The 16,046-nt window shown below is 57.3% G+C and carries 14 protein-coding genes and 2 tRNA genes; 7 read left to right on the forward strand and 9 right to left on the reverse strand.

Annotation, left to right across the window (positions count from 1 at the left end; all coding sequences use genetic code 11):
- Positions 1-3: 3 nt before the first annotated feature.
- The 7 genes from IM304_RS14845 to IM304_RS14875 all read left to right on the forward strand — a co-directional run bounded on the left by IM304_RS14845 (position 4) and on the right by IM304_RS14875 (position 4,674).
- Positions 4-80, forward strand: a tRNA-Arg gene (locus IM304_RS14845).
- A 161-nt stretch (positions 81-241) separates the two neighbouring features.
- Positions 242-318: transfer RNA gene (locus IM304_RS14850), tRNA-Arg, on the forward strand.
- A 250-nt stretch (positions 319-568) separates the two neighbouring features.
- Positions 569-1,135 (forward strand): fructose-1-phosphate/6-phosphogluconate phosphatase, encoded by a 567-nt coding sequence (yqaB, locus tag IM304_RS14855; RefSeq protein WP_193356689.1) that lies wholly within the window; start codon positions 569-571, stop codon positions 1,133-1,135.
- Positions 1,132-1,560 (forward strand): YqaA family protein, encoded by a 429-nt coding sequence (locus IM304_RS14860; RefSeq protein ID WP_017692791.1) that lies wholly within the window; start codon positions 1,132-1,134, stop codon positions 1,558-1,560. The genes yqaB and IM304_RS14860 overlap by 4 nt, the downstream gene beginning before the upstream one ends.
- An 83-nt stretch (positions 1,561-1,643) precedes the next feature.
- Positions 1,644-3,188: a glutamate--cysteine ligase gene (gene gshA, locus IM304_RS14865; RefSeq protein WP_193356688.1), complete on the forward strand. Its 1,545-nt coding sequence runs from the start codon at positions 1,644-1,646 to the stop codon at positions 3,186-3,188.
- Positions 3,189-3,340: 152 nt separating this feature from the next.
- Positions 3,341-3,856 (forward strand): S-ribosylhomocysteine lyase, encoded by a 516-nt coding sequence (luxS, locus tag IM304_RS14870; RefSeq protein ID WP_003862180.1) that lies wholly within the window; start codon positions 3,341-3,343, stop codon positions 3,854-3,856.
- 53 nt (positions 3,857-3,909) lie between these two features.
- Positions 3,910-4,674, forward strand: a complete 765-nt coding sequence (locus IM304_RS14875; protein ID WP_148421357.1) for a helix-turn-helix transcriptional regulator — start codon at positions 3,910-3,912, stop codon at positions 4,672-4,674.
- Here IM304_RS14875 and leuA read toward each other — a convergent pair.
- The 9 genes from leuA to nrdF form a co-directional block, all read right to left on the reverse strand.
- The gene (gene leuA / locus IM304_RS14880; RefSeq protein WP_193356687.1) at positions 4,661-6,316 is read right to left on the reverse strand and encodes a 2-isopropylmalate synthase; all 1,656 of its coding nucleotides are present in this window, start codon (positions 6,314-6,316) and stop codon (positions 4,661-4,663) included. The two genes, IM304_RS14875 and leuA, sit on opposite strands and share 14 nt — an antisense overlap.
- 96 nt (positions 6,317-6,412) lie before the next feature.
- Positions 6,413-7,960 (reverse strand): multidrug efflux MFS transporter permease subunit EmrB, encoded by a 1,548-nt coding sequence (gene emrB / locus IM304_RS14885; protein ID WP_006811709.1) that lies wholly within the window; start codon positions 7,958-7,960, stop codon positions 6,413-6,415.
- A 16-nt stretch (positions 7,961-7,976) separates the two neighbouring features.
- Entirely contained in the window at positions 7,977-9,149 is a 1,173-nt protein-coding gene (emrA, locus tag IM304_RS14890) for a multidrug efflux MFS transporter periplasmic adaptor subunit EmrA (protein WP_193356686.1), read from the reverse strand.
- 129 nt (positions 9,150-9,278) lie between these two features.
- Positions 9,279-9,809 (reverse strand): multidrug efflux transporter EmrAB transcriptional repressor EmrR, encoded by a 531-nt coding sequence (emrR, locus tag IM304_RS14895; protein ID WP_176609651.1) that lies wholly within the window; start codon positions 9,807-9,809, stop codon positions 9,279-9,281.
- 314 nt (positions 9,810-10,123) lie between these two features.
- Positions 10,124-11,308: an MFS transporter gene (locus tag IM304_RS14900; protein WP_193356685.1), complete on the reverse strand. Its 1,185-nt coding sequence runs from the start codon at positions 11,306-11,308 to the stop codon at positions 10,124-10,126.
- A 172-nt stretch (positions 11,309-11,480) separates the two neighbouring features.
- Entirely contained in the window at positions 11,481-12,476 is a 996-nt protein-coding gene (proX, locus tag IM304_RS14905; RefSeq protein WP_148421365.1) for a glycine betaine/L-proline ABC transporter substrate-binding protein ProX, read from the reverse strand.
- Between the two features lie 9 nt (positions 12,477-12,485).
- A complete protein-coding gene (proW, locus tag IM304_RS14910) occupies positions 12,486-13,550 on the reverse strand; it encodes a glycine betaine/L-proline ABC transporter permease ProW (RefSeq protein WP_148421367.1) in 1,065 nt (354 codons plus the stop codon).
- Positions 13,534-14,745: a glycine betaine/L-proline ABC transporter ATP-binding protein ProV gene (proV, locus tag IM304_RS14915; protein WP_148421369.1), complete on the reverse strand. Its 1,212-nt coding sequence runs from the start codon at positions 14,743-14,745 to the stop codon at positions 13,534-13,536. The genes proW and proV overlap by 17 nt, the downstream gene beginning before the upstream one ends.
- Before the next feature lie 333 nt (positions 14,746-15,078).
- Positions 15,079-16,038, reverse strand: coding sequence for a class 1b ribonucleoside-diphosphate reductase subunit beta (nrdF, locus tag IM304_RS14920; RefSeq protein WP_148421371.1), 960 nt, complete (start codon positions 16,036-16,038; stop codon positions 15,079-15,081).
- Between the last annotated feature and the right edge of the window lie 8 nt (positions 16,039-16,046).

Genomic DNA, 16,046 nt, shown 5'->3' on the forward strand with positions numbered 1-16,046 from the left:
GATGCATCCGTAGCTCAGCTGGATAGAGTACTCGGCTACGAACCGAGCGGTCGGAGGTTCGAATCCTCCCGGATGCACCATCTTCTCCGAGATAACAGCGATGCTGTTGTTTCAAGGTCTGCGAATTAATCGCAAGCACCAGGGAGGATAACGTTGCTTTAGCAACGGCCCGAAGGGCGAGGCGCAGCCGAGTAATCCTCCCGGATGCACCATCTACTGTTTCTAAAAGCATTTCCCTGATGCATCCGTAGCTCAGCTGGATAGAGTACTCGGCTACGAACCGAGCGGTCGGAGGTTCGAATCCTCCCGGATGCACCATATTCTCCGAAATAATAGCGATGCTGTTGTTTCAAGGTCTGCGAGTTAATCGCAAGCACCAGGGAGGATAACGTTGCTTTAGCAACGGCCCGCAGGGCGAGGCGTAAGCCGAGTAATCCTCCCGGATGCACCATATTCTCCCCTTTTGTTTATTCCTTCGACGTTCCGTCAGCAATCACACTCTCTGTCAGCGACAAAAACCACCTTTTACGATAAAGTAATGCTTTGTTAATCGTTTAGCGAGAGCACGATGTACGCACAGTATGACGGTTTGATCTTCGACATGGATGGCACTCTCCTGGATACCGAACCCACGCATCGCCAGGCCTGGACCGATGTTCTTGGCCGTTACGGAATGCGCTTCGATTTACAGGCGATGATTGCCCTCAACGGATCTCCCACCTGGCGTATCGCACAGGCCGTGATTGAGCTAAACCAGGCCGATCTCGACCCGCACCAGCTCGCGCGTGAAAAAACCGATGCGGTAAAAGCCATACTGTTAGACACCGTGCAGCCTTTACCGCTTATTGACGTCGTTAAAGCGTGGCACGGACGTCGTCCTATGTCCGTCGGCACGGGCAGCGAGAGCGCCATTGCTGAAGCGCTGCTCAATCACCTTGGCCTGCGCCACTATTTTTCTGCCGTCGTTGCTGCCGATCATGTTAAAAATCACAAACCCGCACCGGACACCTTTCTGCTCTGCGCAGAATTAATGGGCGTCCCGCCTGCAAAATGCGTTGTGTTTGAAGATGCCGACTTTGGTATTCAGGCCGCGCGTGATGCAGGCATGGCGGCGGTGGACGTTCGCTTACTGTGAGTGACGCGCTGTCACTTGCTTCATTATTCGCCAGCAGTTTTTTAAGCTCCACCCTCTTGCCGGGGAATTCGGAAGTGGTACTGGTGGCGATGCTGTTGTCCGGCGTGAGTCAGCCCTGGTTGCTGGTCTTAATAGCAACAATGGGTAATAGCCTTGGAGGGCTGACTAACGTTATTCTTGGACGTTTCTTTCCGCTACGCGAAAAATCTCGCTGGCAGGAAAAGGCGGTGGGCTGGCTAAAACGCTATGGCGCTGCCACGCTGTTATTAAGCTGGATGCCTGTAATAGGCGATTTACTGTGTCTGCTGGCGGGATGGATGCGCATCTCCTGGGGACCGGTGCTCTTTTTTTTGTGCCTTGGCAAGGCGTTACGCTATGTTTTACTGGCATGGGTAACACTACAGGGTATGACGTGGTGGCACTAATTGGTGGAATGAATTCGCGACCTTCAATCGTCAACCATTACAATTATGCTGAGTGACAATTTTTTGACAGGCGGGAGGTCAAATTGATCCCGGACGTATCACAGGCGCTGGCCTGGCTGGAAAATCACCCACAGGCACTGAAGGGGATTCAGCGTGGGCTTGAGCGCGAAACGCTGCGCGTAAATGCGGATGGTAGCTTAGCGACAACGGGACACCCGAAGGCGTTAGGCTCGGCGCTGACACATAAATGGATCACAACCGATTTCGCCGAAGCGCTGCTGGAGTTCATTACGCCGGTAGACGGCGATATCGATCATATGCTGACGATCATGCGCGATGTGCATCGCTTCACCGCCCGCAACCTCGGCGACGAGCGCATGTGGCCGCTCAGCATGCCGTGCTATATCGAGCAGGGTCAGGACATCGAGCTGGCGCAGTACGGCACCTCGAATATTGGTCGGCTGAAAACGCTGTACCGTGAAGGCCTGAAAAATCGCTACGGCGCACTTATGCAGACCATCTCTGGCGTGCACTACAACTTCTCTCTGCCGATGGCGTTCTGGCAGGCGAAATGCGGTGAAACGGACAAAGAAGCGATCTCTGCGGGTTATTTCCGCCTGATCCGCAACTATTACCGTTTCGGCTGGGTTATTCCGTATCTGTTTGGCGCGTCTCCGGCGATCTGCTCCTCGTTCCTGCAGGGCAAACCGACCACGCTGCCGTTCGAGAAAACCGAGTGCGGAATGTATTACCTGCCGTACGCGACTTCCCTGCGCCTGAGCGATCTTGGCTATACCAATAAATCGCAAAGCAATCTCGGAATTACGTTTAACGATTTGCACGACTATGTGGCAGGCTTGAAGCGGGCCATTAAAACTCCGTCGGAAGAGTACGAAAAAATCGGCCTCGAAAAAGACGGCAAGCGCCTGCAAATCAACAGCAACGTATTGCAGATTGAAAACGAGCTGTATGCGCCAATTCGTCCGAAGCGCGTAACGCGCAGCGGGGAAACCCCATCGGATGCGCTGCAGCGCGGCGGTATTGAATACATTGAAGTGCGCTCGCTGGATATCAACCCGTTCTCACCGATTGGCGTTGACGAGCAGCAGGTTCGCTTCCTCGACCTGTTTATGGTCTGGTGCGTGCTGGCGGATGCGCCGGAAATGAGCGCCGACGAGCTGCTGTGTACCCGTACCAACTGGAATCGCGTGATTCTGGAAGGACGCAAGCCGGGCCTGACGTTAGGCATTGGCTGTGAAACGGCGCAGTTCCCGCTCGCGAAGGTAGGCAAAGATCTGTTCCAGGACCTGAAGCGCGTGGCCCAGACGCTGGACAGCGTGTACGGCGGTGAAGCTTACCAGAAGGTCTGCGACGAACTGGTCGAAAGCTTTGATAACCCGGAGCTGACGTTCTCGGCGCGTATTCTGCGTTCTATGATTGAACAGGGGATTGGTGGCACGGGGCGTTCACTCTCAGCGGAGTACCGCGAGATGCTGATGCAGGAACCGTTAGAGATCCTGAGCGAAGCAGATTTTGCGGCGGAGCGCGATGCGTCCATTGTGCGTCAGAAAGAGGTCGAAGCGGCGGATACGGAGTCGTTTGAGGCGTTTCTGGCGAAACAGGCCTGAACCAAAAGAAAAAGGCCACATCGCTGTGGCCAAAATATACATCTCTGAATTCAGGGATGATGATAACAAATGCGCGTCTTTCATATACTCAGACGCGCATTGTGTAGAAGAGTTCAGTTTATTTTAAAAAAAATCACTATCGGAGGTGACGTATGCCGTTATTAGATAGCTTTACTGTCGACCATACCCGTATGGAAGCACCTGCAGTCCGCGTGGCGAAGACCATGAACACCCCGCACGGCGACACGATCACCGTTTTCGATCTGCGCTTCTGCGTGCCAAATAAGGAAGTGATGCCGGAGAAAGGCATTCACACCCTGGAGCACCTGTTCGCCGGCTTTATGCGCGACCACCTGAACGGCAACGGCGTTGAGATCATCGATATCTCTCCGATGGGCTGCCGCACCGGTTTTTACATGAGCCTGATTGGTCAGCCAGAAGAGAAGCGCGTTGCGGATGCGTGGAAAGCGGCGATGGAAGACGTGCTGAAGGTAAAAGAGCAGAACCAGATCCCTGAGCTGAACGTGTATCAGTGCGGCACCTACCAGATGCACTCTCTGGAAGAAGCGCAGGAGATTGCCCGCCATATCATCGAACGCGACGTTCGCGTAAACAGCAACGATGAGCTGGCCCTGCCAAAAGAGAAGCTCCAGGAACTGCACATCTAGTGCACCTTTTCCCTCTCCTTCAGGGAGAGGGTAGGGTGAGGGTTGTTTAGCCCATGACCACAACCACAACCTTCTCCTTTACCCACCGCCCGCTTGTTCCGTTCGCACATGATTATGCTCACGGTGCCAGCGAGCCGTGGCATCGGCACGACTGCGCGCAGCTCCTGCATAGCCTGACGGGCGTCGTGCGCGTCGATACCGTCTCCGGCTGCTGGGTGGTGCCGCCTGGCCGCGGCGTGTGGCTACCTGCGGGTACGCAGCACGCCCTGCGCATCACCGGCAACGTTGCGGCCCGCACGCTATTTATCGATCCGCTGGCGCGCGCCGATCTCCCGGCGACCTGTCAGATCGTGCAGATCTCCCCGCTGTTGCGCGAGCTGATCCTTACCTCACTTACGCTTCCTGAATCTTACGCCCCCGGAAGCCGCGATGAACGCGTCTATGAGCTGATCCTCGACGAAATTCGCATCATGCCGATACTGCCGTTTCACCTGCCTGAACCGCAAAGCGAGGCGCTGCGCCACCTTTGCCAGCAGATTCGACAGGCCTCAGGCGAGAGCTGGAGCAGCGCACAGGCGGCGAAGCTGTTGAGCATGAGCGAACGGACGCTGAACCGCCATTTTCAGCAGCAGACCGGGTTAAGCTACAGCGAATGGGTGAGACGGGCACGGCTGCTGGAAGCACTAGTGCGGCTTGCGCAGGGCCAGCCGGTGCTGCGCGTGGCGCTGGATCTGGGGTACGGCAGCCACAGCGCGTTCACGGCAATGTTTCGCCGGGTGATGGGTATCTCACCCAGCGATTACTTTAAGAACGACTGACCGCGTTAAGCAGCGCCTGAAGCGATGCGCGCGCCACGTCGCCGTCAATGCCCACGCCCCAGCTGCTGGTACCGTCCTGGAACAGGCAGCGGATATAGGCCACCGAGCGGCTGTCGCTGCGTTCACCCAGGGTATGTTCGTGATAATCCTTAATCACAAACGGCGCGTCGACCCAGCGGCTTAAGCCGTGAGCGGCGGCGGAGAGCAGCCCGTTTCCCTGGCCCTCCAGCTGGCGCGTTCCCCCTTGCGTGGCGACGATCGCCGTCAGCCGCAGCAGGCCCTCCTTCTGGCCGTCGCTGCTGTAGGATTGCAGGGCAAACTGCGGGGCCGCTACCAGCCCGTAGCGGGTACGAAACAGCTGCCACAGCGCATTCTGCGTCATCTCTTTTCCGTGGCGATCCGTTTCCTGCTGCACGTGCTGGCTAAAATCCTGCTGCAGCGCGCGGGGCAACTTCAGGCCGTGGTTTTGCTCGATAAGCCACGCGCTGCCGCTTTTTCCTGACTGGCTGTTCACGCGGATGACTGCTTCATAGGTACAGCCGATATCCTGCGGATCGACGGGCAGGTACGGCATCTCCCAGCGCTCGCCAGGCCGGCGGGCATCGAAGCCTTTCTTGATGGCATCCTGATGCGAGCCGGAGAAGGCGGTATAGGCCAGCCGACCCGCCCACGGATGACGCGGATGGACGGGAAGCTGGTTGCAGGTTTCAACCGTTTCTACCACCCGGTGCATATCGCTGAAGTCAAGATTCGGGCTAACGCCCTGGCTGTAGAGATTCATCGCCAGCGTTACCAGGCAGACGTTGCCCGTGCGCTCGCCGTTGCCAAACAGGCATCCCTCCACGCGATCGGCTCCGGCCATCACCGCCAGCTCCGCGCTGGCGACGCCGGTCCCGCGATCGTTATGAGGATGCACGCTGATGCAGACGTCGCTGCGGCGGCTGAAGTGGCGGCAGAAATACTCGATCTGGTCGGCATAGACGTTCGGCGTACTCACTTCCACGGTGGCCGGTAAGTTGACGATCATCGGACGCGCCCCGCATGGCTGCCAGATATCCGCCACGGCTTCACAAATCTCCAGCGCAAACTCCGGCTCGGTAAAGCAGAAGGTTTCCGGCGAATACTCATACTGCCAGCGGGTGTCGGGGTTTTCTTCGCATAATTGCCGGATAAGCCGCGTGGAGCGCGTCGCCAGTTCGATTACCTGCGCCTTCTCCATGCCGAACACCAGACGGCGGAACAGCGGGGCTGTCGCATTATAGAGGTGTACGGTGGCCTGCTGAGCGCCGCGCAGGGACGCAAAGGTGCGGATGATGAGATCTTCCCGCGCCTGGGTTAACGCCTGAATGGTGACGTCATCCGGAATGCGGTTTTCTTCAATCAGCTGGCGCACAAAATTGAAGTCCGTCTGCGAGGCGGACGGAAAAGCAACCTCGATCTCCTTAAAGCCGCAGTCCAGCAGCAGCTCCCAGAACAGCAGCTTGCGCGCGCCGTCCATCGGCTCGGCCAGAGCCTGGTTACCGTCGCGCAGGTCGGTGGAGAGCCAGCGCGGCGCGCGCGTAATGCGTTGCTCCGGCCAGCGGCGGTCGGGCAGGGAAAGCGGGGGATAAGGCCGGTATTTGTCGGCGGGCGTGTTCAGCATGATGCGCTCCTGTTGTCTTTTCACTATCGTGAATCGATTTCAGGAGCGCTGCTTTATCGGAACTGACAATCGCTGTCGCGTTTTGGACAACGCGAATTAATGCGCGCCGCCGCCGCCGCTACCGGCTCCAAACGGCGGTTTGGCAAACCACACCAGCCCCAGCAGGACGATAAAGATCCCGGCCGAAATCCAGAAAATTTCGTTCGCCGAGATAATTAACCCCTGGTTGGTGATCTGCTGGGCAAGCCAGCCGGACGCCTGCTGCTCCGTCATGCCCATCCCCTCAAGCTGGCTATACATCTGCTGCGCGTTCGGGTTGAACGGGTTTACCGCTTCGGTCAGCTGGGCATGGTGCATCGATTCCCGGTTGGTCCACAGGGTAGTGGTGATCGAGGTCCCGATTGAGCCCGCCAGCGTGCGGGTAAAGTTCGACAGGCTCGATGCCGCCGCCATGCGCTCGGGCGGCAGGCCGGAAAGCGTGATGGTGGTCAGCGGCATAAAGAAGCACGCCACGGCAAAGCCCTGAATAAACTGCGGCCACGCGGAAGCGCCAAAGTCCATTCCCGGCTCGAACGTGTACGCGCGCCAGTAGAAGCACACGGCGTACATGATGAAGCTGAAGGTCACCAGCCGGCGCATATCGAGCTTATGGGCGAAGCGGCCAATAATCGGCGACAGCAGCACCGGTATTAGCCCTACCGGCGCGGACGCCAGCCCCGCCCAGGTTGCGGTATAGCCGTAAACCTCCTGCAGCAGCTGCGGCAGCAGAACGATCGCGCCGAAGTAGAGCATATAGGCGAGGCTGATACAGAGGCAGCCGATGGTGAAGTTTCGCGACTTAAACAGCGAGAGATCGACAATCGGGTTATCGTCCGTCAGCTCCCAGACAATCAGGAAGCTGATGGCAACCACGGCGACCACCGTCAGCACGATGATTTCCGTCGAGGCAAACCAGTCCAGCTCCTTACCGCGATCGAGCATGATTTGCAGGCTGCCGATGCCGACAACCAGCAGCGCCAGCCCGATGCCGTCGATCCGCCGCTGTTCGGTCCGCGTTTCGCGGCCGCGCAATGACTGAAGCGTCATCAGCACCACCAGCGCACCGATAGGCACGTTGATGAAGAAGATCCAGCCCCAGTGGTAGTTATCGCTGATATAGCCGCCGAGGATTGGCCCGCAAATTGGCGCGACAATCACCGTCATCGACCACAGCGCGAGCGCGATGGAGCGTTTGGCGGGCGGATAGTTATTCAGCAGTAAGCTTTGCGATAGCGGAATCAACGGACCGGCGACAATCCCCTGAATAACGCGGAAGAAGATCAGCATCGTCAGGCTGCTGGACATGCCGCACGCCCAGGAGGCAAGCACGAACAGGATCGTCGACCAGAGGAACAGCTTCACTTCGCCGACGCGCTTCGCCAGCCAGCCGGTAATCGGAATGGAGATGGCGTTCGCCACCCCGAACGAGGTAATAACCCAGGTCCCCTGGCTCAGGGATGAGCCAAGGTTACCGGCGATGGTTGGGATCGCCACGTTTGCGATGGTGGAGTCCAGCACCTGCATGAATGTCGCCAGCGACAGCGCAATGGTCATAATGACCAGCTGCGCCCCCTCCAGCGGTTTTTGCGGCTTTTGCTGTTGCATAACGCTCACCTTCGGATTAACCGGCGTTTGCCTTCACGATGTCATCGATCAGCTTATTGACCGGATCGAGGCTAATTTCACGGGCGTTACTTTCATAAGCCGGCGTGCTGCGCACCTGGCTTGCGAGGATCTGGCCGTCGCGGTTGGCGGTATCCACCGTCACCAGCGTGGAAAGGCCAATTCGCAGCGGATGGTCTGCCAGCTGTTTAGGATCCAGCTCGATACGCACCGGCAAGCGCTGTACCACTTTGATCCAGTTCCCGGTAGCGTTCTGCGCGGGCAGCAGGCTGAACGCGCTGCCGGTGCCCATGTCCAGACCGACCACTTTCCCGGTGTACTTCACGTCATCACCGTAGATGTCGCTGACCACGGTCGCGGTCTGGCCGATACGCATATGCGCAAGCTGGGTCTCTTTGAAGTTCGCGTCCACCCACAGATTGTTCGCCGGAACGACGGCCATCAGCGGGGTGGTGGTGCCAATCTGCGCGCCAGGCTGCACCGAGCGGCGAGAGACGTAGCCGGTCATCGGGCTGACGATTTTCGTACGCTGCAGGGCAAGCCATGCGTTGCGCACCTCGGTCGCCGCCTGTTTCACCGCTGGCTGGTTTTCCAGAGAGGTGCCCAGCACCATCGCCTGGTTGGCGTTGTACTGCTGAATCGCCACGTCCAGCTGCGCCTGAGCGCTGGCAACCGCATCGCGGGCGTGCTGCAGCTCTTCGCGGCCAATCAGGTTGGCGGTGCCGAGAGGAACGCGACGCTTAAGGTCGCTCTGCGCCTGCGCCAGTGCGGTTTTCTGCACGTCGATGTTGGCCTGAAGCTGCTTGCTGTTGATCATCAGCTGGCGGGTCTGACGAACGCTGGAGGCCAGCTGCGTCTGTGCTTTTTCAAACGCCTGCTGGGCGTCGGTCGGATCGAGCGTGACCAGCACATCGCCTTTTTTCACGAAGTCGGTGTTGTCGGCCCAGACTTTCGTCACGCTGCCCGACACCTGCGCCATGATTTGAACCTGGTTCCCTGCCACGTATGCATCGTCTGTCTCTTCAACATGACGCAATACTAAAAACCAATAGATCCCATATGCCACGGCAATAATAATAAAGAGCAAGGTCAGCAGAAGAAGGGCGCTCTTACGTTTGCCCTTCTTGTTGACCGGTTGCTGCGGGGGAGTGTTCTCCGCATTTGCGCTCATTGTTGTTCTCCACGATCTTTTTATTTTCACATCGGCTGAGCCGACCTGTTGTCAGAAAGGCCAGCAGTTTGACGTGCTGGCCTGTCAGTTTTTCTTTTCGAAATCTGGAATGTTGAGCGGATTGTCGCGTTAGCGCAGCGCCTCGAGAATGGTGCCATCTTCATCCATCTGGTCCAGACGGGTGAGCAGCTTGCGAGTAATGTGCTCAAGCTGGTCGCGCTCGGCGGTGCTGAGGGCAGACCAGAGCTGGTGCAGGCAGTTGTGCTGCGGCGGCAGCACTTCGCGCAGGAATTCGTGACCTTTTTCGGTCAGCTGCAGATGCAGGCAGCGGCGATCGTTATCGCTTTCACGGCGTTCGATCCAGCCGCGCTTTTCCAGCTCGTCAGCAATACGGGTTGCATTAGTACGGGATGAACCCAGCGCGCAGCTCAGTTCCGACGGCTGAATGCTATGATTTTCCTGAGACTCCAGCGTAATCAACGCCATAAACAACGTCTCGTTAATCCCTTGAGCTTTCAGCATTTTATTACGGTTTTCCAGCAGCTTACCCTGCATGTGCATGCACAGGCGCGTCAGCAGGATTTCCTGATACGGGAAGTCCTCATGACGACTGGCGCGGAACTTAAGCATTTGTTCAATGGGCGTAAACGAACTATCCATTTTGGGCATAACCTCATTAATTACAGCCGATATAGTAACGACGGTGACAAATAATGTAAATGAATTATTTGTGCGGTTATATCCGCCAAAAGTATGTCACCGTCAGAAAGCGCCGGGTAAATCCGTGACCCGGTGAGCACAGAAAGGGTGGGGTGGGTACCCGCGAAAGAGAGGACGTGAGGACAGGGGTCTGAGCTATTCATGCCGGTAGTAAATATGTCACCCACAGTAAAATTTCTGGGATAAATGATTACCGTTACATTAACAGATGCAGGCCCCCTTTACACCCCAGGAGGCCCAAAGCAATGTAAATCTTAGTGAATTGCGTCCTGACGGTGATACCCGCGCCACCATACCAGCAGGTTCACTGCCGCCACGATAGCGCCGATAGCGCATACGCCCGTCCAGCCCGCATGCTGCCACGCGGAGGCTGAAATCAGCGAGCCCACCGCGCCGCCGATAAAGTAGCTGGTCATGTACCCGGCGGTGAGGCGGTTACGCGCGTCCGGCTTCACGCGATAAATCACGGTCTGATTGGTGATATGCACGCCCTGCACGGTGAGGTCGAGGACCAGAATACCGACAATCAGCGCCAGCACCGAGGTATGCCCGTACCAGATCGCAGCCCAGGAGAGCAGGAGCAGCACCAGCCCTGCGGAGGTGGTCATGTGAGATTTGCCCTTGTCGGCCAGTCCTCCGGCCGGACGCGCGCCCAGTGCGCCCGCCGCGCCCGCCAGCCCGAACAGGCCAATGACCCCTTCCGAATAGTTAAACGGCGGGGCCGCGAGCAGAAACGCCATCGACGTCCACAAAATGCTGAAGTTGGCGAAGGTCAGGCACCCCAGAATAGCGCGCGTGCGCAGGAGCTTATCTCTGGTGAAGAGGCTGAAAACGGAAGCGAGGAGCTGCGCATAGTTCAGGTGATTCTCCTGCTTCACTTTCGGCAGGCCGCGCCACAGCGCCAGCGCCATGACAACCATCAGCACGCTCGCCACCCAGTAAACGGTGCGCCAGCCGCCGAGGCTCGCCAGCAGACCCGCAACGGTTCGCGCCAGCAGGATGCCCAGCAGCAGGCCGCTCATGATGGTGCCGACCACTTTGCCGCGTTTTTCCGGCGAGGCCAGCGTTGCGGCGAGGGGAACCAGAATTTGCGCCACCACGGAGAACAGCCCCGTCAGCGCGGTGCCGATAATCATCATCGTTAACGACTGGCTGCTGGCGGTGATCAGCATGCCGCCTGCCGCCAGAAGCGTCATGGAGACAATAAGCATCCGGCGCTCAAACATATCGCCAAGCGGCACCAGGAACAGCAGCCCTGCCGCATAGCCGAGCTGCGCGGCGGTGACGATAAAGCCGGCGGAGCTGGCAGAAAGATCGAAGGCGCGCGCGATGGTATCAAGCAGAGGCTGCGCGTAATAGTTGCTGGCGACAGCCAGACCCGTTGCCACGGACATTAAAAGGATAAGCGCGGGGCTAAGCCCCTGAGATGTTTTTGTCATTAGTTTCAGGAATCGTTAGTCAGGTGATTATTTTTCCGGAAACATAATAACTAATGATTGTGAATGTTGGGGGATTGTTACGTGATGGATTGTGCGGTTTAGGGGATGGTGCGGTCTGGTGCCCTCACCCTAACCCTCTCCCTTGGGAGAGGGCCGGGGTGAGGGGAAAAACTTACTTCTGCGCCTCAAGCGCCTCCTTCACCCAACCGTCAAACTGCTGCTGGTGGGCTTTGATCCAGCCATCCACGTGGTTCTTAATATCCGCTTCGGAGGATTTACCCGCGTGCATCATGGCGTTCTGAGCGTTGATGTCCGCCAGCGGCAGCTTCATCACGGAGAACAGCTTCGCCGCCGCCGGGTTTTTCTCGGCCCAGGCTTTGTTAGCCACAATATGCATGGTGTTCACCGGGAAGCCATAGTTCATGCCGTTCGGCAGTTTGGTGTCGATATCTTTCTGTTCGCCCGGCAGGGAGGAGAACGGTACCTGCAGCCACACCACGTCTTTGCCCGGCTTCAGCACGTCGCTCACCCAGTACGGGGTCCAGGTATAATAGATGACCGGTTTGCCCTCTTTAAAACGAGCGATGGTATCGGCCATCATCGCGGAGTAGTTACCGTGGCTCACGTCGACGGTCTTCGCCAGGTCAAAGGCCTTGTTCTGATGGTTGATCACCGCTTCACAGCCCCAGCCCGGTGAACAGCCCATCATGTCGGCCTTGCCGTCACCGTTGGTATCGAACAGTCTGGCGATCTTCGGATCCTTCAGCTGCTCAATGTTGGTGATGTGATACTTATCGGCGGTTTTTTTGTCGATCAGATACCCTTGCGCCGCGCCGGTCACGAAGGTGCCTTCCCGGTAGAACTTCTTGTCGCCGCCCGCGGCGGCATACATGTCGTCGTGCAGCGGCTGCCAGTTCACGGCGGTAAAGGTGGCGTCACCGGAGGCAATCGAGGTATAGCCCACGTTGTAATCCACTTCGCTGGCGGTATTTACCGTATAGCCCAGCTTCTCCAGCGCGCGGCTGACGATCTGCGTCTGGAAGCTCTCTTCCGAAATGGTGCTCTGCACCGGCTGTACGGTAATGCCTTTGCCCGGCAGCTCAGCCGCAAACGTGCTGGTGGAGACAAGGGTGGCAATCGCTGTAGCAAAAAGTACGCTCTGTCGCATCGTTGTTCCTTATTTTGTAAATGGACGGGTGAGTAACCCGACAGGGCCGGTGGTATACCAGCGACGGTTGCCGCGACTGCGTGAATCACGACCGACGGCCTGGGTCAGGCGGTCAAGAATAATGGCGAGGATCACAATCCCGACGCCGCCGACGGTTGCCAGCCCCATGTCGAGGCGGCCAATGCCGCGCAGCACCATCTGGCCCAGTCCGCCAACGGCAATCATCGAGGCGATAACCACCATAGACAGCGCCAGCATCAGCGTCTGGTTAACGCCTGCCATAATGGTCGGCATCGCCAGCGGAAGCTGAACCTTAAACAGCATCTGGCGCGGGCTGGCGCCGAAGGAGCGTGAGGCTTCGATCAGATCCGCCGGCACCTGGTTAATGCCCAGAATGGTCAGGCGAATAATCGGCGGCAGGGCGAAGATAATGGTCACCACCACGCCCGGCACGTTACCGATGCCGAAGAGCATCACGATAGGCACCAGATAAACGAACGCCGGGGTGGTCTGCATCGCATCCAGCAGCGGACGGATAATTTTCGCGGCCCGCGGGCTGCGCGCCAGCCAGATCCCCATCGGTAGCCCGATGACGATGCAGAACAGCAGGGCGGTCAGCACCAGCGCGAGGGTGATCATCGCCTGCGACCACGCGCCAATCGCGCCGATAGCGATCAGGGAAATCAGCGTGGCGACCCCCATCCCCGCGCTGCCAAACTGCCACGCGATAAGCGAGAACAGGATAATGGCCACCGGTGCAGGCATGCCCAGCATCAGCTGCTGGAAGCCGTTCAGGATGTAATCCACCGGGATGCGGATCCCCTGGAATACCGGGCGGAAGTGGGTTACCACCCAGTCGATCCCCTGCGTGACCCAGCTGTCCAGCGGGATCAGCGTTTTGTGGAACGGATCCATAATGTTGAAGTGTTCTGGCGCAGGCGCGGGTGCGCTGTTCAGCCAGTCTGCCGCGCCGCCGCCATCGGCCGGCGCTGGCGTGGAGCCCCACGCATCGGCAGATTGCGCAGCGCTGTCCGCCGCTTCAGTGGTGCCCCACGGGTTAGATTGATCGGTCATTGTTTGCCCCCTCGCGATCTAAAGCCTGCAGCAACATGCGTTTTGAGATGATGCCGACGTACTGTTGTTCCTCACCCACGACCGGCACGGCGCACGGCGCCTGGCCGACGTGAGAGAGCAGCTCGCTGAGCGGCGTTTCGGCGTCCACGGCAAGCGGAGCGTCAATTAACGCCGCATCGATTCCCTGGTTTTCGCCGAGTGCGGTTTTCAGAGAGTCGATGGAAACAACGCCGACAAATTTATTGCCGCGTTCAACCAGATAGCCGTATTCACGGTCTTCGTCCTGCAGCAGCTTAAGCGCGGAGCGCGGGCCAAAACCCGGCGTTTTACGGATAATGCCGTTCGGGGTTCGGCGGGCAATATCTTTGGCGCTGAATACCTGGCTAATATCCACGCCGCGGAAGAAGGTGCGCACATAATCATTTGCCGGGTTATTGAGAATTTCATCCGGCGTGCCGACCTGCACCACTTCACCATTTTGCATAATGGCGATACGGTCGCCAATACGCATGGCTTCATCCAGATCGTGAGAAATAAAAACAATTGTGCGCTGATGTTTGGCCTGTAATTTTACCAGCTCATCCTGCATCTCGGTACGAATTAACGGATCGAGTGCCGAGAAGGCTTCATCCATTAATAATATATCCGGATTAATGGCTAATGCGCGGGCTAATCCTACGCGCTGGCGCATACCGCCGGAAAGTTCATCCGGATACGCGTGCGCATAATTCTCCAGCCCCACCTGACGCAGCGCATCAAGGGCTTTTTCCTGACGTTCCTGAGCGGGCGTGCCGGCTAATTCCATGCCAAAGGCGGTATTATCCAGCACCGTCATATGCGGCATTAGGGCGAATGACTGAAACACCATCGCAATCTTCTTTCTGCGCACCTCGCGAAGCTCGGCGTCTGATATTCTGGCGATATCCACGCCGTCAATCAGCACCTGTCCGCGGGTGGGTTCAATCAGGCGATTGAGAAGGCGAACCATAGTGGATTTACCCGAACCGGATAATCCCATGATGACGAATATCTCGCCTTCTTCAATGGCCAGACTGGCGTCTTTAACGCCAAGCGATAGCCCGGTTTTTTCCAGAATTTGCTCTTTCGAAAGGCCTTTCTCAATATATTTGAATGCGCGCTGCGGATGCTCGCCAAATATTTTATAAAGATTTTTCACTTCTAATTTAATTGCCATGCAATAGAGAGTGTCCTGTTATTTGTTTATGTCGATATGATTACCATGGTAAATAGTTAACTGGCATTACCCTAACATACTCAGATTCTGAGACAACCCTGCACCGGCCTGAGGCCGAAATTTTGCCACAAGCGAAACGGCTGAATTTCCCATGAATAAAGGGCTGAGGGAGGTTTGAATTTTTCTGAATTTTTTGCTGCTGCATCGGGAAATTTCGCCTGAATCGGTGTGATTCAGGCGAATATGACGGGTAAATTACAGTGTAGTGCCTGGTGAAATAATGGTGTGGAAATAATGGGATTTATATTTAATTAATGAACGTTAATGCATTCATTAAAAATCCCAGTCCTCGTCTTCCGTCTCCACCGCTTTGCCCATCACGTACGACGACCCGGACCCGGAGAAGAAGTCATGGTTTTCGTCGGCGTTCGGCGACAGCGCCGCCAGGATCGCCGGGTTCACCTCCGCCATTTCCGGCGGGAACAGCGCCTCGTAGCCGAGGTTCATCAGCGCTTTATTGGCGTTGTAACAGAGGAACGCCTTCACGTCCTCTTCCCAGCCGGTTCCGGCGTAGAGTTCGTCGGTATAGCGCAGTTCGTTGTCGTACAGATCCATCAGCAAATCAAGGGCAAAACCCTTCAGCTCCTCGCGCTTCGCGTCGCTGACTTTCTCCAGCCCTTTCTGGTACTTATAGCCGATATAGTATCCGTGTACCGCTTCATCCCGAATGATGAGGCGAATCAAATCGGCGGTGTTGGTGAGCTTGCCCCGGCTCGACCAGTACATTGGCAGCCAGAAGCCAGAATAGAAAAGAAACGATTCCAGGAACACGCTGGCGATCTTCTTCTTCAGCGGCTCGTCGGCCCGATAATATTCCAGCACCAGCTCCGCCTTGCGCTGCAACGACGCGCTCTCCTCGCTCCAGGCGTAGGCTGCATCAACATCTCTGGTCTGGCACAGCGTCGAGAAAATCGAGCTGTAGGATCGGGCGTGCACTGCCTCCATGAAGCTGATATTCGACATCACCGCCTCTTCGTGCGGCGTCAGCGCATCGCTCATCAGCGCGGGCGCGCCCACGGTGTTCTGAATGGTGTCCAGCAGGGTCAGGCCGGTAAAGACGCGGATCGTCAGCTGCTGCTCGGCGGGGCTGAGGGTCTGCCACGCCGGAATATCGTTGGAAAGCGGCACCTTTTCCGGCAGCCAAAAGTTGCTGGTGAGGCGGTTCCACACCTCCAGATCTTTGTCGTCCTGAATCTTGTTCCAGTTAACGGCGCTCACGCGTGACAGTTTCATCCTTTCTC

The sequence above is a fragment of the Enterobacter cloacae complex sp. P40C2 genome (assembly GCF_014930695.1).
Lineage (GTDB): Bacteria > Pseudomonadota > Gammaproteobacteria > Enterobacterales > Enterobacteriaceae > Enterobacter > Enterobacter pasteurii.